Origin of the sequence: Streptomyces sp. L7 (assembly GCF_050990935.1) — a bacterium.
Taxonomy (GTDB): Bacteria; Actinomycetota; Actinomycetes; order Actinomycetales; family Microbacteriaceae; genus Leifsonia.
The window spans coordinates 2,711,233-2,737,119 of the sequence record NZ_CP194644.1 but is presented as its reverse complement, the minus strand read 5'-3'; the positions used below and the strand labels follow the sequence as shown (position 1 = coordinate 2,737,119).

Annotated in this window: 21 protein-coding genes and 1 pseudogene; 14 read left to right on the top strand and 8 right to left on the bottom strand. The window is 68.1% G+C overall.

All coding sequences use genetic code 11. The annotated features are described in order from the left end of the window. The first annotated feature begins 1 nt into the window (after position 1). From ACR5MH_RS13655 to ACR5MH_RS13645, 3 genes are read left to right on the top strand one after another with little or no spacing between them, the layout of a single operon-like run. The gene (locus tag ACR5MH_RS13655) at positions 2-1,801 is read left to right on the top strand and encodes an ABC transporter permease (RefSeq protein WP_431347694.1); all 1,800 of its coding nucleotides are present in this window, start codon (positions 2-4) and stop codon (positions 1,799-1,801) included. Continuing rightward, entirely contained in the window at positions 1,798-2,952 is a 1,155-nt protein-coding gene (locus ACR5MH_RS13650) for an ABC transporter ATP-binding protein (RefSeq protein WP_433861858.1), read from the top strand. The genes ACR5MH_RS13655 and ACR5MH_RS13650 overlap by 4 nt, the downstream gene beginning before the upstream one ends. Positions 2,953-2,996: 44 nt before the next feature. Next, entirely contained in the window at positions 2,997-4,061 is a 1,065-nt protein-coding gene (locus tag ACR5MH_RS13645) for a COG4280 domain-containing protein (RefSeq protein ID WP_431347691.1), read from the top strand. 37 nt (positions 4,062-4,098) lie between these two features. Here the strand turns inward: ACR5MH_RS13645 and ACR5MH_RS13640 are convergent, their stop codons facing one another. Then, positions 4,099-4,662 (bottom strand): Chromate resistance protein ChrB, encoded by a 564-nt coding sequence (locus ACR5MH_RS13640; RefSeq protein WP_431347690.1) that lies wholly within the window; start codon positions 4,660-4,662, stop codon positions 4,099-4,101. A gap of 107 nt (positions 4,663-4,769) precedes the next feature. On the opposite strand from ACR5MH_RS13640, the gene ACR5MH_RS13635 reads away from it, so the two are divergent. Further along, positions 4,770-5,087 (top strand): hypothetical protein, encoded by a 318-nt coding sequence (locus ACR5MH_RS13635; RefSeq protein WP_431347689.1) that lies wholly within the window; start codon positions 4,770-4,772, stop codon positions 5,085-5,087. Between the two features lie 626 nt (positions 5,088-5,713). Here the strand turns inward: ACR5MH_RS13635 and ACR5MH_RS13630 are convergent. The 6 genes and pseudogenes from ACR5MH_RS13630 to ACR5MH_RS13605 form a co-directional block, all read right to left on the bottom strand. Then, a complete protein-coding gene (locus tag ACR5MH_RS13630; RefSeq protein ID WP_431347688.1) occupies positions 5,714-6,499 on the bottom strand; it encodes a glucosamine-6-phosphate deaminase in 786 nt (261 codons plus the stop codon). Then, complete coding sequence (locus tag ACR5MH_RS13625; protein ID WP_433861857.1) at positions 6,492-7,445, bottom strand: DUF4862 family protein; 954 nt, start codon at positions 7,443-7,445, stop codon at positions 6,492-6,494. The genes ACR5MH_RS13630 and ACR5MH_RS13625 overlap by 8 nt, the downstream gene beginning before the upstream one ends. After that, on the bottom strand, positions 7,442-8,122 hold the full coding sequence (locus ACR5MH_RS13620; protein WP_431347687.1) for an N-acetylmannosamine-6-phosphate 2-epimerase: 681 nt from the start codon (positions 8,120-8,122) through the stop codon (positions 7,442-7,444). The genes ACR5MH_RS13625 and ACR5MH_RS13620 overlap by 4 nt, the downstream gene beginning before the upstream one ends. Further along, positions 8,119-8,517, bottom strand: coding sequence for an ROK family protein (locus ACR5MH_RS13615; RefSeq protein ID WP_431349420.1), 399 nt, complete (start codon positions 8,515-8,517; stop codon positions 8,119-8,121). Before ACR5MH_RS13615 ends, ACR5MH_RS13620 begins: the two co-directional genes overlap by 4 nt. An 83-nt stretch (positions 8,518-8,600) precedes the next feature. Continuing rightward, a pseudogene (locus ACR5MH_RS13610) lies at positions 8,601-9,017 on the bottom strand (ROK family protein); the annotation flags it as partial. A gap of 72 nt (positions 9,018-9,089) precedes the next feature. Further along, a complete protein-coding gene (locus tag ACR5MH_RS13605; RefSeq protein WP_431347686.1) occupies positions 9,090-10,055 on the bottom strand; it encodes a dihydrodipicolinate synthase family protein in 966 nt (321 codons plus the stop codon). Positions 10,056-10,271: 216 nt separating this feature from the next. Between ACR5MH_RS13605 and ACR5MH_RS13600 the strand changes: the two genes are divergently transcribed. The 9 genes from ACR5MH_RS13600 to ACR5MH_RS13560 all read left to right on the top strand — a co-directional run bounded on the left by ACR5MH_RS13600 (position 10,272) and on the right by ACR5MH_RS13560 (position 22,375). Continuing rightward, positions 10,272-11,888 (top strand): ABC transporter substrate-binding protein, encoded by a 1,617-nt coding sequence (locus ACR5MH_RS13600; RefSeq protein ID WP_431347685.1) that lies wholly within the window; start codon positions 10,272-10,274, stop codon positions 11,886-11,888. Between the two features lie 62 nt (positions 11,889-11,950). Next, the gene (locus ACR5MH_RS13595) at positions 11,951-12,910 is read left to right on the top strand and encodes an ABC transporter permease (protein ID WP_433861855.1); all 960 of its coding nucleotides are present in this window, start codon (positions 11,951-11,953) and stop codon (positions 12,908-12,910) included. Then, positions 12,910-14,874, top strand: a complete 1,965-nt coding sequence (locus ACR5MH_RS13590) for a dipeptide/oligopeptide/nickel ABC transporter permease/ATP-binding protein (protein WP_433861854.1) — start codon at positions 12,910-12,912, stop codon at positions 14,872-14,874. The genes ACR5MH_RS13595 and ACR5MH_RS13590 overlap by 1 nt, the downstream gene beginning before the upstream one ends. Further along, complete coding sequence (locus ACR5MH_RS13585; protein WP_431347681.1) at positions 14,871-15,875, top strand: oligopeptide/dipeptide ABC transporter ATP-binding protein; 1,005 nt, start codon at positions 14,871-14,873, stop codon at positions 15,873-15,875. The genes ACR5MH_RS13590 and ACR5MH_RS13585 overlap by 4 nt, the downstream gene beginning before the upstream one ends. Further along, positions 15,872-16,927: a Gfo/Idh/MocA family protein gene (locus tag ACR5MH_RS13580; RefSeq protein WP_431347680.1), complete on the top strand. Its 1,056-nt coding sequence runs from the start codon at positions 15,872-15,874 to the stop codon at positions 16,925-16,927. The genes ACR5MH_RS13585 and ACR5MH_RS13580 overlap by 4 nt, the downstream gene beginning before the upstream one ends. Continuing rightward, complete coding sequence (locus ACR5MH_RS13575) at positions 16,924-17,919, top strand: Gfo/Idh/MocA family protein (protein WP_431347679.1); 996 nt, start codon at positions 16,924-16,926, stop codon at positions 17,917-17,919. The genes ACR5MH_RS13580 and ACR5MH_RS13575 overlap by 4 nt, the downstream gene beginning before the upstream one ends. Next, on the top strand, positions 17,916-18,980 hold the full coding sequence (locus ACR5MH_RS13570; RefSeq protein ID WP_431347678.1) for a Gfo/Idh/MocA family protein: 1,065 nt from the start codon (positions 17,916-17,918) through the stop codon (positions 18,978-18,980). Before ACR5MH_RS13575 ends, ACR5MH_RS13570 begins: the two co-directional genes overlap by 4 nt. Beyond that, complete coding sequence (locus tag ACR5MH_RS13565) at positions 18,977-19,711, top strand: FadR/GntR family transcriptional regulator (protein WP_431347677.1); 735 nt, start codon at positions 18,977-18,979, stop codon at positions 19,709-19,711. The genes ACR5MH_RS13570 and ACR5MH_RS13565 overlap by 4 nt, the downstream gene beginning before the upstream one ends. A gap of 153 nt (positions 19,712-19,864) precedes the next feature. Continuing rightward, complete coding sequence (locus ACR5MH_RS13560) at positions 19,865-22,375, top strand: exo-alpha-sialidase (protein ID WP_431347676.1); 2,511 nt, start codon at positions 19,865-19,867, stop codon at positions 22,373-22,375. 262 nt (positions 22,376-22,637) lie between these two features. Here ACR5MH_RS13560 and ACR5MH_RS13555 read toward each other — a convergent pair whose 3' ends face one another. Continuing rightward, positions 22,638-24,473, bottom strand: a complete 1,836-nt coding sequence (locus tag ACR5MH_RS13555; protein ID WP_431347675.1) for a family 43 glycosylhydrolase — start codon at positions 24,471-24,473, stop codon at positions 22,638-22,640. A gap of 102 nt (positions 24,474-24,575) precedes the next feature. On the opposite strand from ACR5MH_RS13555, the gene ACR5MH_RS13550 reads away from it, so the two are divergent. Beyond that, positions 24,576-25,667, top strand: a complete 1,092-nt coding sequence (locus ACR5MH_RS13550; protein WP_433861853.1) for a LacI family DNA-binding transcriptional regulator — start codon at positions 24,576-24,578, stop codon at positions 25,665-25,667. Positions 25,668-25,887: the final 220 nt, after the last annotated feature.

The following is a 25,887-nucleotide window of genomic DNA, read 5'->3' as shown; positions in this document are numbered from 1 at the left end:
GATGCTCGCGATTCACTTCGCCGAGCGGGCCGACGCCGCCCTTCTGCCGAATCGGAAGGGCGGCGCGGTGCCGCTTGCCGCGCCGATGGCCCGTCGGTGGGTGATTCCCCGTCCGAACGCTCTCACCGGGCTCTGGCTCGTCGTCGTCTTGATCCTCGTCCTCCCGATCGCCCTCTTCCTCGCCGTCGCGTTCAGCCCGGCGCTGCTCGGTCAAGGCACCGCCTGGTTCAGCGTGGACGCGTTCCAGCAGGCGATGTCGGGGCCGCTGCTGCAGGCGTTCGCCGACTCGGTCGCCCTCGGCGTGGTCGCGTCGGTCGTCGGCGTCTCAGTGGGCTTCGCGATGGCGTGGGCGGTGCACCGCACGACCATCCCGCTGCGCAGGGTGTGGACAGGCTTCGCCTTCGCGATCCTGCTGATGCCGTCGTACCTGATCGCGCTCGGCTGGGAGCGGCTGCTGGAGCCGAACGGTGTGCTGGCCATCCTCGGTCTTGATGCGCCCTGGGCGCGCAACGTCTTCTACGGACCGGTCGGCATCGCGCTCATCCTCACGGTCAAGGGCGTGCCATTCGCCTACCTCACCATCTCCAACGCACTCCGCGGCCTCGGCGACGAGTTTCTGGAGGCGTCCCGCGTGCACGGCGGAAGCCGCCTCGCCGCGGGCCGGATCGTCGTCGCGCTGATCGCGCCCGCCGTCTGGTCGGCGCTCGCGATCGTGTTCGCCGAGTCGATCAGCGACTACGGTGTCGCCGCAACGTTGACGAGTCTTGCGCACTTCCCTGTCGCTACCGGTGCGATCTACACGGCGGTACAGGCGTTTCCCGCGCAGTTCCCTGTCGCGGCGGCGGTCAGCTGGATCCTGCTCGGACTTATCGTGCTCGCGCTCGTCCTGCAGAACGCCGCCCTCCGCGGCCGCAGCTACCAGACCCTCGGCGGCCGCAGCAGGAGGCCCGCTCGGCGCCAGCTCGGCATCCCCGTGACCATTGCCTGGGTCACGGGACTGACACTCTTCGTCGTCGTCGCGCTCGGCGTCCCCGCTTTCGGCGCGGTGTCGGCCTCCATGATCGATGGCCTCGGGAGCCTGACAGGAACGCACCAGTGGGACTTCGCGAACTACCAACGCGTGCTCACCAGCCCCGACCTGTCCGGTCCGCTGCTCTTCTCGGCCGGTTGCGCAGTGGCGACGGCGACGGTCGCGACCGTGATGGCCGCACTGTGCGCCCGGGTCCTCGCGCGTAAGGGGACTGCCCTCAGCGGGCGGCTGCTGGACTTCGTTCTTCTCGCCGCTGTCGCGCTGCCCGGCATCGTCTTCGCGGCCGGCTACATCTTCGCGTACAACCTCCCGGCAGTGAACGCGGCCGGCATCCACCTCTACGGCACGACAGCGCTGCTGCTGCTCGCGTATCTCGCCTCGGCGCTCCCGTCGACCACGCGAGTGCTGGTCGGCTCGGTCGGCCAGCTGCAGGACAACGTCGTGCACGCCTCGCGGGTGCACGGTCGCGGGCCCCTGCAGTCATGGCTGGGCGTTGGGTTCCCGGTGCTGGCGCGGCCGCTCCTCAGCGCGTGGCTACTCACCTACGCGGGCACCCTCCTCGAACTGCCGGTGTCGCAGCTGCTCAGCCCTGCCGGGTCGCAGCCGATCGCGGTCGGTATCGAGAACGCCCTCGGCAAGTACGACTTCGGCGGCGGGACAGCGATGCAGGTCATCGCCATCGCCAGCGCCCTCGTCGTGGTGGCGGTGGGTTTCGGACTGTTCCGCCTCCTCGCACCCGCGGGCTGGCGCACGATCGGAGAGGCACGATGACGACGACCCAGATAAGACCATCGGCGGCGACGTCCACTGCGGCTGCGCAGCCGGACGCGCATGGCCACGCGGTAACCGTGCGGGGCGCCGCGCGCCGCTACGGATCGGTGCAGGCGTTGCAGGGGGTCGATCTGGACATCGAACCGGGCGGATTCCTCGTGCTGCTCGGCCCGAGCGGGTCGGGCAAATCGACGCTCCTGCGCGGCCTGGCCGGCGTCGAGCGCTTCGACGCAGGCACCGTGCAGTTCGGCCCGCGCGTCATCGCCGACAGCCGCCACCACCTCCCGCCGGAGAAACGCGGCCTCGCCATGGTCTTCCAGGACTATGCCCTGTGGCCGCACATGACCGTTCGGCAGAACGTGTCCTACGCCCTCCGCCGGGGGTCGCATCAGGCAGCCGAGGTGCGTCGGCGCGCGCTGGAGGCAATCGAGAGCGTCGGTCTCGACGGCAAAGAGGACCGCTATCCGCACGAACTCTCCGGCGGCCAGCAGCAGCGCGTCGCCCTCGCACGTGCTCTGGCCGGGCGGCCCCGGCTCATCCTCTTCGATGAGCCGCTCTCGAACCTCGACGCCGACCTCCGTGAGCGGCTGCGCGTGGAGATCGCGACGCTGACCCGATCCACAGGCGCGACAGCGGTCTACATCACCCACGACCAGTCGGAGGCGATGGCGCTCGCCGACCGGATCGGCCTGCTGAACGCCGGTCGCCTGGAGCAGTTGGCCACCCCCGAGGAGCTGTACCGGCATCCGGCCACGAGCTTCGCCGCGCGCTTCACCGGCGTGGCGGGAAGCGCGCGCGGCATCGTCCGTGAGCGGCGCGACGGCGCCACGGTCGTCCTCGCCGCCGATCACATCCTGGTCGCCGCGTCAGGGGAGACCGGACTGCAGCCAGGCGATGACGTGGAGGTGCTGATCCGGCCAACAGCGACGACCTTCGTCAACGACGTCTCGGGGCCGGCCGACGGCCGCACGCTGCCCGCAGTCGTGGTCGATGTGGCCTATCGCGGCCGCGGCTACGAGCACGTGGTCGAGACGCCGGTGGGCCGGATCACCGGGGTGTTCACGGCGGCAGCCCGCCAGCGCGGCGCGCAGGCGCGGGTGGCGATCGACCCCGCCGAGTGCCATGCGTTCGCCATTCGCCACACGGCATAACTAACAGCTGTTACACTCAGAGCATCACACTCGGAAGGATCCCCGTGAACTCTCTCGCCCTGGTCATCGCCGTCTTCCTGGCGTGTCTGGTCGAAGCCGTCGAGGCGACCACTATCGTCCTGGCCGCCGGCGCGACACGCAATTGGCGCTCCGCCCTGACCGGCACGGTCGTCGGCGTCGTGGTCCTCGCGGCCATCGTCGCGATCGTCGGCCCGGCAATCACCCTCATCCCGATCGATTTCCTCCGCCTCATCGTCGGTGGGCTGCTCCTGGTCTTCGGGATGCAGTGGATCCGCAAGGCCGTGCTCCGCGCCAGCGGCTACAAGGCTCTGCACGACGAGGACCTCATATACAAGCGCGAGGTCGAGGAGGCCCGAGCGGCCCGCTCGGAGACGCGCTTCGGCGTGAGCGACTGGTACGCGTTCACGCTCTCGTTCAAGGCGGTGCTGCTGGAGGGCCTCGAGGTCGTCTTCATCGTCCTCACCTTCGGTGCGAACCAGCACCAGGTCGGCCTCGCGTCCCTCGGTGCTGCGGTCGCCATCGTCGTCGTCGTCGTCATCGGCATCGTCGTGCGCGCTCCGCTGTCGCGGGTTCCAGAGAACACTTTGAAATTCATCGTCGGTGTGATGCTGACGTCGTTCGGCCTGTTCTGGGGCGCGGAGGGCGCAGCCGCGGTCTGGCCGGGCGCCGATCTCGCGCTGCTGGTTCTGATCCCGGCCGTCGGTGTCTTCTCCCTGTTGCTTGTCGCTGTGCTGCGCCGCCGCAAAGCCGCGCAGACCCGTCGGGAGGCAGCACAGGCGCCCGAGCCCGCGCCTGTGCTCGTGACGACGGCCCCGGGGGCTGGCGAGACGCAACAGCAGGTTGCGCCAGTCACGGCCCCAGCCGCCACCGTCGCCGCGCCGCAGCCGAACGCCGTCACCCGGGGCCTCCGCTCGTTCGGCCTGTTCTGGTGGGACTTCATCGTCGGCGACGATTGGCAGATCGCTGCAGGAACGGCCGTCGCCCTCGCGATCACCTTCGCCGTCAGCTCCTGGGCCGCCGCCTGGGTGGTCATGCCGATCGCCGTGCTGATCCTCATCCCCTACGGAATCCGGCGCGCGCTGAGCTGAGCTGCGCGGAGCACCGCGAATGGAGCCGGGGAGGCCGTCAGTGCCCCTCCGGTTCCTCCGCGTACACGCGAGCGGCGTACTCTTCCAGCGCCTGGGCGCACGACGCCACAGCCTCCTCCGCCTCGATCCGCTTCGGTGCGCCGAAGCGATCGCGGGTCTGTACCTTCTCGAGCCAGTTGACGAGCTTGGTGTAGTCGACCTCGTTTTCCTCCAGCTCGGCATAGCTGAAGTGCTGCTCGGCGTACTCTTTCTCGAGCTCGCGGAGGAACCCCTGGCAACGGTCGATGATCTCCTCGTATTCGTCCGTGCGCGCGGCCTGGAATGCCCCGACGATGCCGGCGTCGCCGGCAAGAACCTCGGAGCGCAGGAGCGCGGCCGTGCCGTTCATCTCGACGATCTCGTGGCGCAGCTTGCGAAGCGCCCGCTCACTCGTCACATCGTCGGGCAGCGCCGCGACGGAATTCTGGAGGTAGATCGCGCCGAGCGCCTTCAACCTCCGCCACACCGTGGCTCGCAGCCGCGTAGGCTCGGAGGGGACCCGGTAGACGAGCACGATCCAGGAGGTGCCGATGCGGTCGTCGTTCTCAGAATCGTCTGCCACCCACCAATCCTAGAAGGGCTCCGCGTGGTCGTCCGATTATGAGGGCGCTGGTTCACGCGGAGTTCACCGGTCCGGGGGAGAATCGCCTCGTGCTGAGGGATACGGGGATGACGACCGCGCACCATGCGTCGCTCAGACACGTCGTCGACGAAGCCGATGCTGCACGTCTGGCACTGGCCCGGCTGGAGTGCGCCGCCGGAGCAGGTGCTCTTGACAGGGGGACGATCATCGAGATCATAGGACGAATGGAGTCCGGAGGTCATTCTCTCGTCGGGCTGTTGCGCCGCCTCGTTCATGATCTCGGCGCGGACGACAACTCGTCGGAGGCTCCCCATCTTCTCGCTGCTGCGGAACACGCGAGGCAGCTCACGGCGTCGCTGCAGCAACTGGGTGCCGTCATCGAACGCCCACAAGCCACGCGGTGAACTCGAGACCCATTCGATACGTCAGCGCTCCGTGGTCTCCCCGCCTGCCCGTTTCAGGGCAAGTAACCGTTGGGTGGATCGACGGAAACTTGATCGCGGTTTCCGGTGTTCACGTTCCGTTGTCGGTGCAACCTGTGCGCGATCCTGCTGGCCTCGCACCAGTCGTTGGTACGCAGTCTGAGCGCGTGATGCTGCGTCGATCCAGTCGTGGATGTATTCGCGCACGCCATCCTCATTCCGGGACAGCAAGGGGACAGTTGCAATCATCTTCGGATTGTGCAGGGCGTCGTTTTCGTTGCGCCCGAGCACCGAGAATGCGGTAATTGGTCGGCTTACCCGACCCTGCTAAGGTGGAGTCCCCGTAAGGGGACCGAGGGTTCAAATCCCTCCGTCTCCGCAGTAAAAACCCTGATCAGGAACACGTCTTGATCGCGGCTTAGCCGCTTACCCCACAAAAGCCCCGCGGAATTCGCCGTTCACCCTTTGATTCATTGGGAAGTCGGCGACGCCCGGCCCCCAGAGCTCTCAATTCGATCGCGCCCACTAGCCGAGTGGCGCCAGCGGCGTCTTACCGTCTAGGTTCCGGAGCCAGAATTTCGCGCTGACCCGGGCGTGATCGCTGTGGTTCAGAGTTTTTGCCAGGCGGGTTTGTGGTCGTAGGCGTACCGGTAGTAGTCGATGTTGCGCAGCCGGGAGGCCGCGGCCTCGTCCACGAGCACGGTCACGTGCGGGTGGAGCTGGATGGCCGAGCCCGGGTTGGAGGCCGACACCGGCCCCTCCACCGCACCGGCCAGTGCCTCGGCCTTGCCCTCGCCGAACGCCAGCAGCATCAGGTGGCGTGCTCGGAGGATGGTCGAGAGGCCCTGGGTGATGCAGTGCATGGGGACGTCGTCCTCGTCGGCGAAGAACCGGGCGTTGTCGCGGCGGGTCTGCTCGGTCAGCGTCTTCACCCGTGTCACCGACGCGAACGAGGAGCCGGGCTCGTTGAACCCGATGTGCCCGTCGGTGCCGATGCCCAGGATCTGCACGTCGACGCCGCCGGACTCCGCGATCGCCTTCTCGTAGTCGGCCCCGGCGTGCTCGATGGTCGCGATGGCGCCATTGGGCACGTGGATGAGTGACGGCGTGAGCCCGAGCGGCTCCACGACCTCGCGCGTGATGACGGCGCGATACGACTCGGGATGCCCCGCGGGCAGGCCGACGTACTCGTCCAGTGCGTAACCCCGCACGTGCGAGACGTCGAGGCCCGACTCGGCGATCCGCCGGGCCAGCGCACGGTGGACCGGCAACGGGGTGGAGCCGGTCGCCAGCCCGAGCACGGCATCCGGCTTGGCGGAGATCAGCCGCTGGATCGACTCCGCCGCGAGCTCGCCCGCCGCGTCCTTGTCTGCTACGACTACGACTTCAGCCATCTGTTCCTCCTACGAGCGCCGCGCCCAGGGCGGCAACCGGTGTTTCATCGGCCTCGCGCAGCACTGCGAGGTTGGCCTCCACGGTCGCGAGCACCTCGACAACCGACTCGTCGCCTGGCCGTCGACTCACCTTCAGCCCGCGCCACGGCGCGTCGCCCGCGGCCCGAAGGGCTGAGCGAGCGGCTGAGCGGGTCAGCAGCGAGCCCGACACCGGATCAGACTCGGCGAAAGGGAGGTGGGCGTCGGCCCACGCCGGTCCGTAGGGGCCGTCCGTGTCAGCGGCTCCGGAGAGGGTGAGCCCCAGGAGTCGACCCGACGCGGCGGCGGCCGTGACCTGCGCGGTGACGGCGCCCGCGTCCCGCAGTTCGACGGCCGACCGCCCCCAGTTCAGCCAGAGCCCCGCTTCCGCGATCCCCTCGAGTGCCGCCAGCTCGTCGGGGAGACCGAGGAAGCCCTTCTCGAACGGGCGGCCCGGTACGGCCGCGTCGCAGTGCTCGATCGCGAGCCTGGAGCCGCTCCAGTCCCACGACGCGAATTCCGCAAGCGAATCCCGGAGGGCGTCGACCGAACCGGACCCGCCGCTGGGGGCAGTGTGCAGGAGGATGACGCTCGGGATCACCGGCAGGCGTGCGAGGTCGCGGCGCATCCGCTCGAGGTCGGCCATGGCGTCCGCCCTGCCGCCCCCATCGGTTGAGGCCAGGCCGTAGCCGGGCGATTCCTTCGAGCGCGTTATCGTCCAAGGCAGCGCAGTGACAACCACCTCGGTTGCGGGCAATCGCGAGACCAGCCAGTCGTCGTCATAAGGGTGGAGGCGGCCGAGCCACGGCAGTTCCAGGGCGTCGACACCGTCCAAGGCGACCAGCTCAGCGAGGAAGCGCTCCTCGAACGCCGGATCCCAGCGCGTGTGTGCGGGGGAGGCCGCGTACGCGCTGACGACGGTTCTCATCGCGCCTCGACCGCGCGCGCGAACCAGGAGGTGATGCTCTGCGGGTGGGTGATCGCGGTGCCGACCACCACGGAGTCGGCCCCGGCCTCCAGCGCCTGCCGCGCCTGCCCCGGAGTCTGGATGCGGCCCTCCGCCACGAGGAACCGGCCGAGCGCGAGCGAGCGGAGCTCGACGATGAGGTCGAAGTCGGGTCCCTCGCGGCGCGGGCGTTCCCCGGTGTACCCGGCGAGGGTCGTCCCGATGATGTCGGCGCCCGCCTCCGTGGCGGCGATCGCATCCTCGGCGCTTCCGCAGTCGGCCATGACGAGCGCGTCGGTCTCATTCCGCAGGGCCTTCACGACCTCGGCCAGCGTGCGGCCGTCCGGCCGGTCCCGCCGTGTTCCGTCGAGCGCGACCACATCCGCGCCCGCCGCGGCAACGGCCACCGCATGCTCCAAAGTCGGTGTGATGAAGACGCCGTCCTTCCCGTCCTTCCACAACCCGATGACCGGGACATCGAGGGTCTCGGCGCCGAACCGGATATCGTCCAGGCCCTGCAACCGGATGGCCGCGGCACCGCCGCGCACCGCGGACTCCGCAACGGCGACCATGGTCCGAGGATCGCGCATGGGCTCGCCAGGATACGCCTGAGCGGAGACGATCAGCCGCCCGGCGACGGCGTCGAAGAAGTCGGTCATGGGGTGTACTCCTTTTCAAGGACGAGGCTCGCCGCGCCCAGGCATGCGGCAGAGTCGCCGGCACTGGGCCGCAGCGCGACGGACGCGAGCAGCGGGAGGGTCTCCTGCCGCGCGGCAGTCTCGAACGTCTGCCACCAGCCCGGAATGCGGGGCACGCCCCCGCTGACGACCACCAAGTCGGGGTCCAGGCCGTTGACGAGACCGCCGACGACGGAGCCGACGGTGATGGCGGAAAGATCGATCGCGGCTCGAGCTCTTTCGTCGTCCTCCGCCGCACGCGCCGCGACCTCGACCGCATCGGACGCGGAACCGCCGAGCCTCCGGTAGGTCGCGAGGATCGCCGGACCCGACCCGCTCGCCTCGGCATGCCCGCGACCGCCGCACGAGCATGGCAGCCCGATCGCGTGGGGGAGGCGATGTGACCGAAGTGACCGGCGGCTCCGTGGGTCCCGGCGACCACCCCGCCGTCGCGGACGAACGCGCCACCGACGCCTGTGCCGACCGCGATCAGGAGCAGGGAGGCGCTGCGAGGGAGCCCAGCCAGCGCCGACTCGCCCAGTGCATGGGCGTGCACATCGTTGATCGCCCGCACGCGCAGCCCAGTCAGCCCGGCGACCCCGGACGCAAGGTGGACGCCCTTCCAGTCTGCGATGGCGTCGGTCGCGTCGAGGACGTCCCCGGTTTCCGGGTCGATGATCCCGGCCGCGCCGATCCCGACGCCCGCCAGCTCTGCCGGATCGCGGTCTTCGGTCACAGCGGCGACCAGTGTCGCGATCTCGGCGACGACGGCCTGGCCACCGGCGGGCGGCGTGGCCGATCGCGCATGCGCGAGGACGTCTCCGGACGCGTCGAGCAGGCGCGCGTCGATCTTGGTGCCGCCGAGGTCGACGCCCACGGCGAGCCGGGCGTCAGACGAGCGCGGCACCGTGCTCCCCGAAGGCCGCGACGGACCCGTTCGCGAGCCCCGTCACAGCAGCCCCGAGGCTTCGAGGAGGCCGCGGATGCGGGCGGTCTCGACGGCTCCGAGCGACCGCATCGGCTCGCTCATCCGGTTGCTGGCGATGACCCCGAGCAGCTGCAGCGCAGTCTTGAACGCGCCGAGTCCGGCAGCGCCGGCCGAGACACCGGTCTCGGTGACCTCCACGATGCCGAAGAGGCGGGCGAGGCGGTCCTGCTCGCGGCGAGCCGAGGGCCAGTCACCCTCGGCGGCGGCCGCATAGAGCTTGCCGTAACCGGCGGGGTCCACGTTCGCAAGGCCCGGCACCGCACCGTGCGCTCCGCCGAGCAGTGCGCCGTCGACCACGACCTCGTGACCGGTGAACATCCGGAACTCCGGCAGGTGCTCGGTCGCGAGCGCGAGGAGGCGGAAGGAGACATCGTCGCCAGAGGAGTCCTTCACCCCGGCCAGCACACCGTCCTCGGCGAGTTCGCGGACCACGTCGACGCCGAGCTTGACGTGCGTCCGCACGGGGACGTCATAGGCGAAGAGCGGCAGGTCGACGCGCTCGCGGACCGTCCGGAAGTGCTGGCCGACCTCTGCCTGGTTGGACAGCGCGTAGAACGGCGACGTCACCACCAGCGCATCGACGCCCAGATCGGCGAGACGCTCGGCCTCGGCCACCACGCGTGCGGTGGTCTGCTCGTTCGCTCCGGCCAGGACCGGCACCCGTCCGTCGCTCGCCTCGATGACGGTGGTGGTGACGAGATCGCGCTCCTCCTGAGTGAGATAAGGGACCTCGCCGGAGGACCCGAGGATGAACAGCCCGTCGACGCCGCCATCGAGGAGGTGCGAGGTCACGCGCTGGAGCGACTCCCGGTCGATCAGTCCGCTCTCGGTTCGCGGTGTGATGACCGGCGGGATGATCCCGCGGAAACGGGAGGTGTCGGCGTCCGAGCCCAGGGTCGGGTGCGGTGCGATGGCGGCGTTCGTCACGATTCTCCTTTGAGCCCACGGGTGATAGGACGTGGGATGTCTTGATGCCATGAGAGTATTGCAAAGCTGGCGGAACGAGTCAATGGGGTCGGTCGCCCAATCGGAAAATCGCTATTGACGAAGTGGTCGGAGGTGATCTACGGTCTTGTTTCCAAGAGGTGGGACGTCCTATGTGGGTCCTTCTTCTCCCCCAGCACATTCCCGAAAGGAACAGCAGTGGAAACAACGAAGTTGCCGGGTTCCCGAGCACGAACGCTCAAGCGCCTCGCCGGTCTCGTCGCCGCGGTGGCCACCGTCGGGCTCGTCGCGGCCTGCTCCGGACCGCAGTCGAGCACCTCGGTCGGCGGCGCCGCCGCGAAGGGCCACGTCGAGGTCGCGATCGGCTATAACAACAACAGCTCGTGGGACCCCCTGAACACCGGCTCCGCGTTCGCGATGTCCGCCGAGAACCACATCTACGAAGCACTCTGGGACTCCTCGCCCATCGACCGCAAGCCGTACGCCGCGCTCGCCGCCGACATGCCGAAGGACACCAAGGCGCTGTCCTGGACCTTCAAGCTCCGGTCCGGGGCCAAGTGGAGCGACGGCAAGCCGGTCACCGCCGACGACGTCGTCTTCTCCGTCGACCGGGTACTCAACACGCAGAAGCCCGTGATTACCACGGCCTTCTTCTCGAGCTGGCTCAAGGATGCCGTCAAGGTCGACGCGCACACCGTGAAGCTCGACTTCAAGAACGCGTTCCCCTACGCGATCAACCGCTTCTCGATCCTGAAGATCATGCCGAAGCACATCTTCGAGGGACAGCCGGACTCCTTCTACGCCGACGCGAAGAACCAGCTCGGCTCCGGCCCGTTCGAGATCAAGGCCACCGAGCCGACGTCGTTCACCTCATTCGTGCTGAACAAGGACTACAACGGCCCGCTGCACCCGAAGATCGACTCGATGCAGTGGAACGTCTCGGTCGACGCGGCCGCCCGCACCAGCCTGCTGACCTCCGGCGTCTCCGGCGTGCAGATCTCCGACAACATCCCGCAGGACTCGATCGCCAGCCTCCAGGGCAAGGGACTGAAAGTGGACGGCGCCGACAGCATGAACCTGCTGGGCCTGGCTTTCAACACCAGCAAGGCTCCGTTCAACGACAAACGGGTCCGTCAGGCGCTGCGGATGGCCATCGACACCAAGAAGCTGATCGACGTCTCGATCGCCGGCAAGGGCACCCCCGCCACGAGCTTCCTCCAGGAGTCGAGCCCGTACTACTCGAAGGCGACCACGCAGTACGACTACAACCCGACCGAGGCCAAGAAGCTGCTGCAGGAGGCCGGCGTCACCAACCTCAGCCTCACGCTGCTCTCGACGAACATCTCCTGGACCACCGTCGCCGTGAACGCCATCAAGCAGGACTGGGAGGCCATCGGCGTCAAGACGAACCTCGACGTCGTGGAGACTGCCACCTTCAACACCAAGGTGGCGCAGGGCGACCCGGCCGACGTGCTGACCTTCTCGGGCAACCCCAACCAGTTCGGGACGGACGCGGACCTCAACGTGCGCTGGTTCTACTCCAACACCAACACCTTCATGCTCTGGAACAAGTGGGGTCAGACGCCCGAGTACGCGGCGCTCGACAAGGTCCTCACCGCCGCCGAACAGTCGGACTCGACGAAGACCACCGACGCCGACATGAAGAAGGCGCTGAACATGATCGCAGACCAGGGCGTCATCTACCCGGTCATGCACATGCAGCTCTCCACCGCATGGGACGCCAAGAAGCTGAGCGGCGTGCAGGCGCTCAACATCCCCGGTGTCTACATGATGAACGCGCAGCTGAAGGGCTGAGCACCCGCCGGCCGGGGTGCGTCTGACAGCGCCCCGGCCGGCATTACCCGATAGGAACCACCGTGACCGTCGTCCTCAGAATGATCGGCAGACGACTGCTGACACTGATCCCGCTGCTACTGGGCATCGTGCTGTTCGTCTTCACCGTGATGCAGTTCTCCTCCACCGACCCCGCCGTCGCGGTCTTCGCCGATGCGCCGGTGAGCCCGGACCAGCTCGCGCAGTTCCGGCACGAGCACGGGCTGGACCAGCCCTTCATCGTCAAGTACTTCGCGTTCCTCGGGATGATCCTCACCGGTCATCTGGGCAAGAGCCTCGCGACCGGCCAGGACGTCACGACGCTCATCGCCACCGCGCTGCCGCTCACGCTCCAGCTCACCTTCCTCGGTCTGATCATCGCCATCGTGATCTCGTTCACCCTCGGGACGATCTCGGCGGTGTTCCGGGACCGCTGGCCGGACCAGACGATCCGCGTGCTCACCCTCGGCGGAGTCGCCGCCCCCTCCTTCTGGGTCGCGCTCCTCCTCGTCCAGTGGTTCTCGATCAACATTCCGATCTTCCCGTCGTCCCGCTACGTCAACCCGAACGACTCGATCTACGGCTGGCTGATGACGATGACGCTGCCCGCCCTGGCCCTGGCGCTGCCGCTCTCGGCTCAGATGACCCGCATCGTGCGCACGTCGATGGTGGAGGAGCTCGACAGAGACTACGTGCGCACCGCCCGTGGCGGCGGTCTCCCTCCGTTCGTCGTCGTCGGGCGGAACGTAATGCGCAACGCGCTCATCAACCCGCTCAACGTGCTCGGGCTGCGGATCGGGTACCTGCTCGGCGGCGCTGTGGTCATCGAGCAGATGTTCAATCTCCCCGGTATGGGTCAGCTCATGATCGAGGCCGTCAAGAACAACGAGCCGGCTATCGTCCAGGGCGTCGTCCTCACCATCGCCCTGGGCTTCGTCGTGATCAACCTGATCGTCGACATCCTCTCCCTGCTCGCCAACCCGAGACTGCGAACGAGCCACTGATGCGCACCAAACTCTCCGAACGACTCTCCCGGCCCGGCCTCCGCCTCGGCCGCCTCACCCTCGGCGCCTGGATCGCCATCGCCGTGCTGACCGTGATCGTGCTGGCAGTGATCCTCGCGCCTCTGCTCACGCCGTACGACCCCAACATGCAGTCCGTCGCCGCCGACAAGGCGCCGAGCGCCGCCCACATCTTCGGGCTCGACAGCCAGGGCCGCGACATATTCAGTCGGCTCCTCTACGGCGGTCGCTGGTCACTCGCGATCGGCCTCGGCGCGACGGCACTGGCCCTCATCGCCGGCGCGGTAGTCGGAGCCTTCGCAGCGACAAGCCGCCGCGGCGTCGATGAGACGATCATGCGGGTACTGGACGTCATCATGGCGTTCCCGGGCATCGCCCTGGCCGCCGTCCTGGTCGCGGTCTTCGGACGGGACGTCTTCGTCCTCATCCTGGCCATCGGCTTCCTCTACATGCCGTCCATCGCTCGGATCGTGCGCGCCAACGTCCAGTCTCAGTACGGCGAGGACTACATCGCGGCGGAGCGCATCATCGGCGCCAAGCGGTTCTTCCTCGTGACCCGGCACGTCGCGGTCAACATCGCCGCGCCGATCCTGGTCTTCTCCACGGTGATGGTCGCCGACGCCATCGTCTTCGAGGCGTCGCTGTCGTTCATCGGCGCCGGCGTCCAGCCACCGAACCCGTCGTGGGGAAGCGTCATCGCGGACGGCAAGAACCTGCTGCTGACCGGAGGCTGGTGGGCAACGCTCTTCCCAGGCCTGGTGATCTTCGCCACCGTCCTCTGCCTCAACGTGCTCGCGGAGGGGCTCACCGACGCGATCGCAGCCCCCTCGGCGAAGGCGACGAAGGCCGCCGCCCAAGCTGTGACGGCGGAGGCCGAGGACGTCGACCGCGGCGAGCATGCCGTTTCCGAGATCACCGGCCTGCGTCAGGCGGGGGAGCGGATCCGCCGCCGGGTCCGGCCCATCCCGGACATCGCTCCCATGCTCTCGGTCGACGGGCTCACCATCTCGTTCGCCGACCGGCACAACGGGGTGAACGTCGTCGACGGCGTCTCGTTCGACGTGCGGCCCGGCGAGGTCCTGGGGCTGATCGGCGAGTCCGGCTGCGGCAAGTCGCTCACCAGCCTGGCGGTCATGGGACTCGAGCCGCGCGGAGCCCAGGTCGGCGGGAGCATCCGCTTCGACTCTCGCGAGCTGATCGGCATGAAGCCGCGCGACCGCCGGGCGCTCATGGGTCGCGGGATGTCGATGATCTACCAGGACGCCCTCAGCTCCCTCAACCCGGCGATGACCATCAAGCAGCAGCTCACCCAGCTCACCCGCCGAGGCGGCCACCGGACGCCCGCTGAGCTGCTCGGGCTGGTCAACCTGGACCCGAGCCGCACGCTGAAGGCTTACCCGCACGAGCTCTCCGGCGGCCAGCGGCAGCGTGTCCTCATCGCGATGGCGCTCTCCCGGGACCCCAAGCTGATCGTTGCGGACGAGCCCACCACCGCACTCGATGTGACGGTGCAGGCGCAGGTGATGAAGCTCCTGCTCCGGCTGAAGGAGGAGCTCGGCTTCGCGCTCATCCTGGTGTCGCACGACCTCGCCCTCGTCTCCGACATCGTGGACCGGGTCGTCGTCATGTACGGAGGCCAGGTCGCGGAGACCGGAGAGATCCATGAAGTCGTCGGCGCACCGGCCCACCACTACACGCGCGGGCTGCTCTCGGCCGTGCTGTCTCTCGAATCGGGCGACGCCGAGCTCACGCAGATCAAGGGTGTCGTGCCGTCGCCGGCCGGGTTCCCCGCCGGCTGCCGGTTTGCAGACAGATGCCCGGCCGCCACCGCGATCTGCCGGCGCGAGGACCCTCAGCTCGAGGGACCCGTGCTCGTCCACGAGGTGGCCTGCCACCATCCCGCCCGGGTGGCCGGGCAGCTCGAACGAAAGGAGGTGCCGGCATGAGCGAACCGATCCTCGAATTGCGCGACGTCCACGTGCAGCACCGCATCAACGGCGAGAAGCTCTTCGCCAAGGACACCGTCTACGCGCTCACCGGCGCCGACCTCGCCGTGAGCGCTGGAGAGACCGTCGGGATCGTAGGGGAATCAGGCTGCGGCAAGTCGACGTTGGCCAAGGCGATCGTGGGACTGCAGCAGCCGACGTCCGGTGAAGTCCTCTTCCACGGCGAGTCGCTCTGGACGATGTCGACGTCGGCCAGACGCACGAAGTTCGGCAGGAACGTCGGCATGGTCTTCCAGGATCCGTCCACCGCTCTCAACCGCAGGATGCCCGTGAAGAGCATCCTGCGCGATCCGCTAACCGTGCACGGCATCGGAGACGCGAAGCAGCGGACCGCGCGTGTCGCGGAGCTGATGGACCTCGTCGGCCTCCCCTCGAGCGCGGCCGACGCCCTGCCCGCGCAGCTCTCCGGAGGCCAGCGGCAGCGCGTCGCCATCGCCCGGGCGCTCGCGCTTCAGCCCTCTGTCCTGGTCGCGGACGAGCCGACCAGCGCTCTGGACGTCTCCGTGCGGGCGCAGATCCTCAACCTGCTGCTGGAGCTCAAGGCGGAGTTCGAGCTGGCGATGATCTTCATCTCGCACGACATCCAGACCGTGCGCAGGATGAGCGACCGGATCGTCACCATGTACCTCGGGCGCATCGTGGAGGTCGCGCCTGCAGCGGCGGTCCCCGGCGAGGTGCGCCACCCGTACACGGAGGCGCTACTCTCCGCGACGCCGAGCCTGGTCGAGGACGTCGAGCCGATCACGCTGGAGGGGCCGGTGCCCTCCGCAGTCCATCCACCGTCAGGATGCCCGTTCCGCACCCGTTGCTGGAAGGCGTCGGCGCAGTGTGCAACCGAGATGCCTCCGGTAACGCGGTTCCAGACCGTCCCCTTGCACACCGCGCGCTGCTATCACCCGGTGGGCGCGCCGCAGGAAGCGACCATCGGAGGCGCTGCATGAGCGGCCCCGTCCGGGTCGGGGTCGTCGGCGCCGGCTTCTTCGGAACCATGATCGCAAGCGCGTGCGCCGGTCACGAGTCGTTCGTCGTCGCCGCGGTGGCCGACGCCGTGCCGGACGCCGCCCGGCGCCTCGCCGAGGCCCATGACGCGCGCCCGTACGCGAGTTTCTCCGAGCTCGTGGACGACGACGCCGTGGACCTGGTCGTCGTCGCCACCCCCAACCACCTGCACGCGGAGCCGGCGGTCGCCGCACTGCTTGCCGGCAAGCACGTCTTCGTCGAGAAGCCTCTCGGCATCGACGAGGACTCGGTCGGCTCCATCCTCGCCGCCGCGCGCGGAGCCCGCGGTCGGCTGATCGTCGGCCACGTCATGCGGTCTCTCCCCGGCGTGCGCCGGATGGTTGCGCAGGCCCACCGCGGCGAGCTCGGCGAGATCATCGAGGCCGCCGGAGCCCGCAGACGCGTCGTGCACCTGCCTGACGATCCGGGGGACTGGTGGAAGCTCGACCGGCGCCGCAGCGGCGGGGAGCTGCTGCACGAGATTCACGAACTCGACCTGGTCGTGTGGGCGCTCGGCGAGCCGGCGGAGGTCGTCGGCATGACCGGCGCACCAGTCGCCCACGGCGAGAACGTGGTGGACAGCGACATCGTCACAGAGCTGAGGACGCCGTCGGGAGCGCTTGGGCGGCACAGTGTGTCCACGTCCGCCCACCGTGCGGAGTGGTGGTTCCGCATCTCCGGCACGGAGGCGAGCGTCGAGGCTGACTTCCGGGCCGGAACGATCACCCGCTTCGTGGACGGCGCGATCCTGGAGGTGACCGGCGTCTTCGACGACGCGGCCTCCGACGAGTCGCTGCGGGAGTCGGCGACCGCTCGCCAGTCGTACAACACCGGCGGACCGGGCCCCCTCTGGATGCGGACGGCAGTCGCCTGCGAACTCGACGAGGTGTCGGCTGCGGTTCGCGGCACCTCCACCACGCTCACCGAGCACCCGGCAACCGCGGCCCTGGTGGGCATCCGGGCGAACGCGCTCGCGTCGGAGGCCGCGCGATGACGCGCGTGGCGGTCGCGGGTTCCGGAGTGATCGCCGGGGACCACGTGCGCGCGCTGGCAGCCCTCCCTGGCGTGGAGGTGGCGTACGTGCACGGGTCCGACCTCGACCGCGCGCGCCGAGTCGCTGCGCTCGCGCCCGGCGCCGTAGCGACGGACGACTACACCCGCATCCTCGCGGACCCGACCGTCGTCGCCGTCGACGTCTGCAACGCGACGCCCGCACACGCGCCGTTCACGATCGCCGCCGGCGAGGCGGGGAAGCACGTCCACGTCGAGAAGCCCGCGGCCCTCACACTGGCCGACTTCGACGCCATGGTGCGCGCCACCGAAGAGTCGGGGACGACCCTCATGGTCGGCCAGACCGTGCGGTTCCAGCCAGCCGTCGCCGCGCTCGCCGCCGCGATCGGCGACGGCGCGGTCGGACGCCCGCGCCTCGCCCACGTCAGCTGGTACACCGGCTACGTCTGGCCTGGAGGCTGGCGCGGCTGGCAGCTCGACCGGGCGAAGTCGGGAGGGCATCCTGTCCACAATGGCTCCCACCTCCTGGACGTCGCGACCTGGCTTCTCGGCGCGGCGCCGGTGCGCGTATTCGCCCGGTCTTTCCCGAGCTTCGCAGCGGGGATGCCCGTGCACGACTCGTTCCAGCTGCTCGTCCGCTTCGCGGACGACGCGCTCGCCACGCTCGAGATCTCCTACGCGCTCGCCCAGCCGCGCGACATGTTCCGCCGCATCGTCGTTGCGGGCACGGCCGGCACGGTCGCCCATTCCACCGACGACGATCCCGTCCTGCACTCAGCGGGTGCGGCGATCCCGCTGCCGTCGGTCGAGAACGCGATGGGGCGTCAGCTCGCGCACTGGATCGACGTCGTCGGCGGCGCCGAGCCGATCGTGCGGACGGGTGAGGTGCGCGCGGCGCTCGCGGCGGCCATTGCGGCCCAGCGCTCGCTCGACACCGGCCGCCCGATCGACGTTCGTTCGGAGGTGTCCGCATGATCCGGGTCGGCTTCCTCTCGGCGGTCCGGCACGTTGAGTCCTACTTGCCGACCTTCCTCGCCGATCCGCGGACCTCGGTCGTGGGCGTCGCCGAGGCCGAGTCCGCGCCCGACTGGATGCTCGCCGACTCGCGGGAGGCCGCCTACCGCAACGGCCTGCCGTTCCTCGGTGTCGCAGAGCTGCTCGCGCCCGGTACATGCGACCTCGTCGTGGTGTGCAGCGAGCCCACCCGCCACGCGGAGCTGGCGATCGCGGCACTGGAGGCCGGGGCCGACGTCCTCGTGGACAAGCCGGTCGCCGTGACCGTCGCGGAGACCGACCGCATCCTCGCAGCGCAGGCGCGCTCCAGCCGCACGGTCTCCGTGGTGAACCGGCTCCGCTCGCCCGCAGTCGAGCGGCTGCGCAGTTGGGTCGATGCGGGCCACCTGGGCCTGCCGCTCCACGTCGACGTCGAGTGGTTCGCTTCGGGTGCCCACTTCTCGACGTCCGTGGAGCGGCCGGAGCTCGTAACGGATCCGGCGCTTTCCGGCGGCGGCGAGCTGCTGAACTTCCTCCTCTACCCGGTGGACTACATCCGGTACCTGACCGGTCTGGAGGTGGTCGAGGTGTATGCCGAGACCGCGACGCTGTTCCAGGAGGCGCACCGCCGAACGGGCGTCGAGGACGCCGCGGTCGTCTCCCTGCTGCTCGAGAACGGCGTCACCGCGACGGTGACCTTGGGCCGTGTCGCGGCCGCTCCCGGGCACGGGCCGGTGTCCTCCTCCATCAGACTGCTCGGGTCGCACGGGCACGCGATCGCCGACGACGACAAGCCGGCGATCTCCGTGTTCGGAACAGACGGCAAACAGACGGCGCGACCCGTCGGCGGCCCGAGCTCGGTCATAGCCGTCGAACGGTTCCTCGACGAGCTGATCGGAGCGCTCGCCGCCGGGCGCAAGCCGCGCTACAGCCTGAGCGACGCGCGCGCGAGCCTCGCGGTGACCGAGGCGTGCTATGCCGCGGCCCGCAGCGGGCGACCCGTTACATTGAACAACGACACGAATCTAGAGGGGGAACGGTGACCACCGAACTGACTGCGACGAGACTGGCCCGATTCGGGGCGCAGGAGCGGATGCGCACCCTCCAGAACGACATCATGGATCTGATCCTCAGCCGGAACCTCGACGTCGGCGATCCGATGCCGACGGAGACCGAGCTGTGCACCGCGCTCGGCGTCGGCCGAAACACCGTGCGCGAGGCTCTCAAGGTGCTGCAGGCGCTCGGCGTGGTGGAGATCCGCCACGGCTTCGGCACCTTCGTCGCTGCGACCAGTTTCGAGTCGCTCGGCGCCAGCCTCGCCTTCCGGGGTCGACTCTCGCTGCGTCACGGAGGCGCCGAAGCGCTCGAGCTCGTCGACGTGCGCCAGGCGCTGGAGTCCGGGCTCATCGGCCTGGCGATCGACGCGATGACGGAGCGCGACCTCCTCGCTCTGGAGAGCCGCGTCGAGGCGATGGAGGGGCTCGCCGCCCAGGGCAGGCAGTTCATCGACGAGGACCAGGACTTCCACCGGCTGCTCTACGTCCCGCTGCACAACGAGCTGTTGTCGAACCTGCTCGAGGTCTTCTGGAACGTCTACCGCCAGATCCACGAGGAGGCCGGTGTCGAACAGCACGGCCTCATCGAGAACGCGCACGCGCACCGCCTCATCCTGGACGCGGTACGAAGCGGTGACAAAGTGCTGACGGCGGAGCGGTTGAACGCACACTTCCGGGGCATCCGCGAGCACCTCGCGGCGCTGGGCCGGCAGAGCTGAACTGAGCGGAGGTGACGATGCCGCGCAGTCCGCCTCCTAGACATCCCACCTGGGATGTCCCGGTACTCCATCCTACTCAGCCGGTTCACCTTGTGAGTCGGCAACCCGATCGCACCATCACGCAACCGTTCGAAGACGAAAGCAGGTCCGCTGATGAAACACTCTCGATCGCTGTCCCTCCTCGTCGCAGGCACCATCGCCGCCGCGACCATACTCGCCGCCCCGTCGCCCGCGTTGGCGACACCGCCGACACCAGTGCTCGACGACTCGACGAGCGTCACATACACCGGGTCCACCTACACCGACCACACCAGTGACCTCTCTGCAGTGAGCGGACTGAGCACAGGAACCATTGTCGTCCGCTTCAAAACCACGAGCACCGGGAGCGCGATGACGCTTCTGAGCGCTTCGAACACGACCCTGCCCTCCAGCAACCTCACCCTGTCCGTCAACAGCGGGAAGCTGCACTTCGAGGTCAGGCAGAACAACGCGACCTCGAACAACTTCGCAACCAACCTCACCTATCCGACCGTCGACGATCCGTCCTCTGCGGCGTCGTTCAACGACGGCGCATGGCACACTGCGGCGGTCACGGTTGGGTCGGATGGCACCCGGATCTACGCCGACGGCTACCAGGTCTTCGCCGGAACGTCCACCGCATTCTTCAGCACGGTGAGCGGGTTGAACGGTATGTGGATCGGCCGCAACGCCGACAACGGTGGCGGCCAGTGGTACTTCACCGGCACCATCGGATCGGTGAAGGTCTACTCGTCAGCCCTCGCAGCCGCGGACGTGGTCGCACTGAGCCCAGCACCGGATGCGCTGCTCTCCTATCCCGTCGCCCAGTCGTTCAACGGCAGCAGCACCTACGTCGACAAGACAGCCGACCTGGGAACCGCCTCGTCCCTCGCCGCCGGAAGCATCGCCGCGTCGTTCTCCAGCACCAGCACATCGGCGGCCAGCGCGATCCTCAGCGCCTCGGACACGACCAACCCGTCGAGCAACATCACAGTCAGCCTGAACAACGGCGCACTCTACTTCGAGGACCGGTCGAACGGGACATACAGCACGCAGCTCACGGCGCCCGGGCGGTTCAACGACGGCGCCACACACACCGTCGTCGTCTCGGCGGGATCCGGCGGAACAACGATCTACGCGGACGGCTATCGGGTCGCCGGCTCGACATCGACCTCGTTCTTCTCCGCAGTGAGCGGCCTCAACGGCATGTGGGTCGGCAGGAACGTGGACAACGGTGGAGGCCAGTGGTACTTCGGGGGGACGATCAACTGGGTGAACGTCTACTCGACCGCGCTCTCGGACAGCCAGGCGAAGAACCTCGCCGGTGCGACGCCCGCTACCTTCCAAGCCCTCTACGACAACGGCTACGCAGGATCGGCCAACTACCGGATCCCCGCGCTCCTGACGACCTCGGCAGGGACTCTGCTCGCATCGGCCGATCAACGGGAGAGCTCTGCGAGCGACGCCCCGAACGACATCAACACCGCCATCCGGCGCAGCACGGACGGGGGCGCCAACTGGTCCACTGGCGCGACAATCCTCGACTACCCGGGGACCGGCTCCAACGGCGCCAGCGCGATCGACTCGGCCATGGTCCAGGACTCCTCGACGGGCCGCATCTTCCTGATGGTCGACCACTTCCCCGGCGGTTGGGGTCAGCCGAACAATCAAGCCGGTACCGGGTTCGACGCGTCGGGCAACCGCGTGCTCGTGAACTATGCCACTGGCGCTACATACGCGCTCCATTCCGACGGCTCGGTCTACGACTCGACCGGGATGCCGACGAACTACGTCGTCGACCTGGCCACGGGCAACGTGACCAATTCAGGCGCTGCGGCCGGCAACATCTACCTGAAGAATGGCGTGGACCCGAACCAGAGCCTCTCCGAGTTCGGCACCTCCTACCTCGTCGTCATGCATAGTGACGATGATGGCGCGACGTGGTCCCAGCCCGTCCACATCAATGCGTCGGTCAAGGCGTCGTGGATGAAGTTCCTGGGAACCGGGCCGGGGAACGGGATCCAGTTGTCGAACGGGCGTCTCGAGTTCCCCGTCTACTACAGCAACGGTTCCGGCGTGTACTCGTCCGCCACGGTCTACAGCGACGACCACGGGTCCACCTGGCAGCGCGGTGCCTCACCGAACGACGGGCGCGTCTTCAACGGAACGACCATCCAGTCGCAGACGGTGACAACCTCCAGCGCAAGTCTTCACGAGCCGTCGATCATCCAGAAGGCGAACGGCGACATCCTGATGTACATGCGAAACAGCTCGGGGACGGGCAAGGTCGCGACCGCGACGAGTTCGGACGGCGGGGCGACCTGGTCGCAAGTGGCATACAACAGCCAGCTGACCGACGTCTTCTGTCAGACCGCGTCGTTCCATTACCCCTCGCTTGGCGATGGGAAGGACCGCGTGCTCTTCGCCAACGCCACGGGACCTAACCGGAACAACGGTGTCCTCCGGCTCAGCACCGACGGCGGAAGCACGTTCACCTACAACAGGACGATCCGTGCTGCAGGGTACGCCTACAACAGCCTCACGGTGCTTCCGGATGGGAGCATCGGCCTGCTGTGGGAGCTGCAGAACACAGGACTGTACTTCCAGAAGGTGCCGCTGTCGTTCTTGACAACCTCTGCCGGATAAGCGCGGGCGGGTCGCGGTGGTTCTGCGCCACCACCGCGGCCCGGTGTCGCGATTGCATCCGGCGCCCGCCCCCATGCCGCGCCGAACCCTCGTTCGACATCAACGGTGACGACTTCTTGGTGAGTCTGCACTTCTTCCACGCAGAGAAAGTCCGATATGTCGTTGCAGATCTCGAGATCGGCAAATTCGCGCACGAATACCTACGCCGCGCAACAAGCCCTCCGCTCCTCGCTGTTCGGGGCACCTCCAGGTGCGCGCGCCTTCACGGCAGCAGCAACCTCACCTTCTGACCGGTGATGCCGTTCGCCAGGGTCCAGGTTCCGTCGCTGCCGGGAGCGAGCGTCCACGTCTGAGCAGCGGACGGCGTCCGGTGGCCGTACGTCGCGTCGAGGCCACGGAGGTCTGCCCCGAGCAGTTTCCCGTTCGAGGTGGAAACGATGCGGTAGGTCGCTGTGCTCCCGATCTCCACGAACTGCCACTCTTGTGCTCGCTGTTCGGACCGCGGTTGGAAGACGACGCGATCACCGGCGATTCCTAGCGTCGTCGTCTCGTCCCCGGCGTTCCCGAGCAGCACGGAGCCGACCGGCTGGAAGCGGAACTGCTGGCCGGCGTAGCCGGTCGGCGCATCGACCGCGATGTTGGTTCCCGGCGTCGACGCGGGTCCCTCGGCCGTCCACGACCGACCACCCGGCTGGATGGTCGAGATCGTGCTGTAGCCGTCCGGAGCGCCGCTGAAGGACCAGCGCTGGCAGTCGTTGCTCGGGAGGAATCCCAGCCAGCCCCATTGGGCGACGTTGCCGCCGTCGACGTTGTTGCAGGCAGCGTTCTCTGCGACATCGTTACTGAACCGGTTCTGGATGCGCCACCCGTTTCTTCTGTAGCTCAGCTGCCACTCCTGGCAGAGAGTGCCTGAATCGGTTCCAAGGGCGACGTTCGCAGCCTCGTAACCACATCCGACGTTCTCTACGACCGTGGTCGCACCGCGCGGCTGGATCTTCACGTACGCGTCTCCGTGACCGGCGGTACGGCTGGGGTTGATGGGATCTCCCACCACCGGCCAGCCGGCAGCATCCCAGCTCAGTCGGCGCACGTTGAGTCGCGGCGTGCCCGAGTCCGTCGCATCGTAGTAGTGGTTCACCACATAGTCCTGGCCGTGCGCACCCAGCAGGACATCCGCGCCGCCGGCACCGACGAACTCGTTGTAGCCGCGCATAACCTCCGTGCCGCCCTTGTCGTTCAGCATCGGTACACCGGCCTCGTCCACGTACGGGCCGGTGACGGACGTCGAACGGCCGACGACCGTGCGGTAGTCGCTTTCGACGGACCTGCAGCAGTAGCCGAACGACAGGAACAGGTAGTAGTAGCCGCCGTGATACACGATCGAGGAGTTCTCTTCCGCGTCCGGAGCTGCCCGTTCCGAGATGTGGACCGCGACATCGCCGCTCGGGATCTTGCCGGTCGCGTCGATCCTGTGCAGATAGATCCCCGAGAAGAAGGACCCGTAGGAGAGCCAGGTCTGCCCATCCGGCTCGGTCACAATGTTCGGGTCGAGGGCGTTGAAGGAGTCGCCGTCGGGGGCCCGATAGTCGGTGGACGTGAGTACCAGACCGCGGTCGTGCCAGCCATAGCCGGGGCTTGTGGGGTCGAGGGTTTTCGTGGTCGCCAGACCGATGACGGACGTGTTCTTACCGAACTGGCTGACCGCGTAGTAGAGCCGCCACTCGCCGTGCGAGTAGCTGAGATCCGGAGCCCACAGGTCTTTGGGGGCGGCGGCGGGATCGATTCCCAAAGCGGGGACGATCCACGACGGCAGCGTGGCGAAGACCGGGGCGAGCTCCTGCCAGTGCACGAGGTCGCGTGAACGCTTCAGCGGGAGGAAAGTGTGTGGCGATCCGGCGTCCCCGGTGATCGCCACGTAGTACCACCCGTTCTCCTCCACCATCGTCGGGTCGTGGGCGATCGGATCCGTCGGCCGGACCTCCGATCGCGACGGCGGTGCGCTTGCCGCCGCGGGGAGCGAGCTCACCACCGCGCTGGTGAGAGCGGCGGCGGTGACCGCCACCCACGCCCATCGCCGCATCATGCCGCTTCGTGTCACGGGCCGCCTCCTCGCGTCTGCTTCCCTCATCGGAAGTCGTGTGCCTCTGGCCCGGCACCGGGCAGTCGGACTTTACTACGATGTAGAAGACTTGCCAACAGGATGACTATTTCGGCTCTACATCCTTGTAGTCTGCATACCAAGCGGCGCCATCCGGGGGCCGGCGAGACGATGGGGGCTTTTGTGGCGGTAACGTTGCATCACGTAGCGCAGGCGGCGGGCGTCTCGATCAAGACGGTCTCCAACGTCATCAACGACTACCCGTACATCCGCGAGGCCACCCGGGCGCGCGTCCTGGCAGCGATCGACGAGCTCGGCTACCAGCCGAATCTGTCGGCGCGCGGCCTCCGGTCGGGCCGCACCGGTGCCATCAGTCTGATCATTCCGGACCTGAAGAACGCGTACTTCGCCGAACTCGCCGACGCCGTGATGGAGGCGGCGGCCGAGCATGACCTCGTCGTCATGATTCAGCAGAGTGCCGGCATCAGAGAACGCGAACTCGAGGTCCTTCATGGCCCGCGGATGCGAATGGTGGACGGGATCCTGTTCAGCGTCCTGGCTCTCGGGCAGGAGGATGCGCCACTGCTCGAGATCCCGACTCCGCTCGTGCTGCTGGGCGAGCGCATCTTCAACGGTCCCGCCGATCACGTCACCATGCAGAACGTCGCCGCCTCTCGAGCTGCGACGGAGCATCTGATCGGCCTGGGGCACCGGCGGATTCTCGCCTTCGGCGCGCACGAAAACGAAGTGATCGGCTCGGCCGGCCTGCGCCTGGCAGGCTATAAGGAGGCGCTCGCTGCTGCCGGCCTCCCGTACAGCGACGAACTCGTCGTCAATGTCGGCAACTGGCATCGAAGTGACGGAGCGGAAGCGATGCGCGCGGCGCTGGCGTCCGGCCGCACCTTCGACGGGGTGGTCGCCTTCAATGATTCGATTGCGCTCGGCGCGGTCCGTGTGCTGCAGGAGAGCGGCATTCGGGTTCCGGAGGATGTCTCGGTGATCGGATTCGACGATATCGATGAGACGCGCTACTCCCTGCCGTCGCTCTCGACGGTGGACCCGGGTCGCGAGGAGATCGCCCAGACGGCCGTCCGTGTGCTCGTGGAGCGCATCGCCGGCCGCGACAGCACAATCCCCCGCGTGAGTTCGAGGCGTCATTCCGCATCGTGCAGCGTGAGTCGACCGCAGTCGTGAGGTCGCAGGTCTCCGTCGGAGCGCGGATCGCCTCCAACGCTTGACGGTGCCCTTTCAGGCTTGACAGCGCCCCTTCGGGCTTGGCATCATCCTTCTATAACGTTTACCTCTAACGTTGTAGACATCGGCGTGAGGCCGACGCACCAGAGAGCCATGTGAATCAAAGTGGATTCGGAGACCTTCCGGCCCCTTTCACATCGTTAGACGAAGAAGTCCACGA

Bases quoted from the DNA above. Each gene is read 5' to 3' on its own strand.
- ACR5MH_RS13655 (WP_431347694.1), top strand. From the start codon at position 2: ATGCTCGCGATTCACTTCGCCGAGCGGGCCGACGCCGCCCTTCTGCCG.
- ACR5MH_RS13650 (WP_433861858.1), top strand. From the start codon at position 1,798: ATGACGACGACCCAGATAAGACCATCGGCGGCGACGTCCACTGCGGCT.
- ACR5MH_RS13635 (WP_431347689.1), top strand. From the start codon at position 4,770: ATGACGACCGCGCACCATGCGTCGCTCAGACACGTCGTCGACGAAGCC.
- ACR5MH_RS13630 (WP_431347688.1), bottom strand. From the start codon at position 6,499: ATGGCTGAAGTCGTAGTCGTAGCAGACAAGGACGCGGCGGGCGAGCTC.
- ACR5MH_RS13625 (WP_433861857.1), bottom strand. From the start codon at position 7,445: ATGAGAACCGTCGTCAGCGCGTACGCGGCCTCCCCCGCACACACGCGC.
- ACR5MH_RS13620 (WP_431347687.1), bottom strand. From the start codon at position 8,122: ATGACCGACTTCTTCGACGCCGTCGCCGGGCGGCTGATCGTCTCCGCT.
- ACR5MH_RS13590 (WP_433861854.1), top strand. From the start codon at position 12,910: ATGCGCACCAAACTCTCCGAACGACTCTCCCGGCCCGGCCTCCGCCTC.
- ACR5MH_RS13585 (WP_431347681.1), top strand. From the start codon at position 14,871: ATGAGCGAACCGATCCTCGAATTGCGCGACGTCCACGTGCAGCACCGC.
- ACR5MH_RS13580 (WP_431347680.1), top strand. From the start codon at position 15,872: ATGAGCGGCCCCGTCCGGGTCGGGGTCGTCGGCGCCGGCTTCTTCGGA.
- ACR5MH_RS13575 (WP_431347679.1), top strand. From the start codon at position 16,924: ATGACGCGCGTGGCGGTCGCGGGTTCCGGAGTGATCGCCGGGGACCAC.
- ACR5MH_RS13570 (WP_431347678.1), top strand. From the start codon at position 17,916: ATGATCCGGGTCGGCTTCCTCTCGGCGGTCCGGCACGTTGAGTCCTAC.
- ACR5MH_RS13560 (WP_431347676.1), top strand. From the start codon at position 19,865: ATGAAACACTCTCGATCGCTGTCCCTCCTCGTCGCAGGCACCATCGCC.
- ACR5MH_RS13550 (WP_433861853.1), top strand. From the start codon at position 24,576: ATGACTATTTCGGCTCTACATCCTTGTAGTCTGCATACCAAGCGGCGC.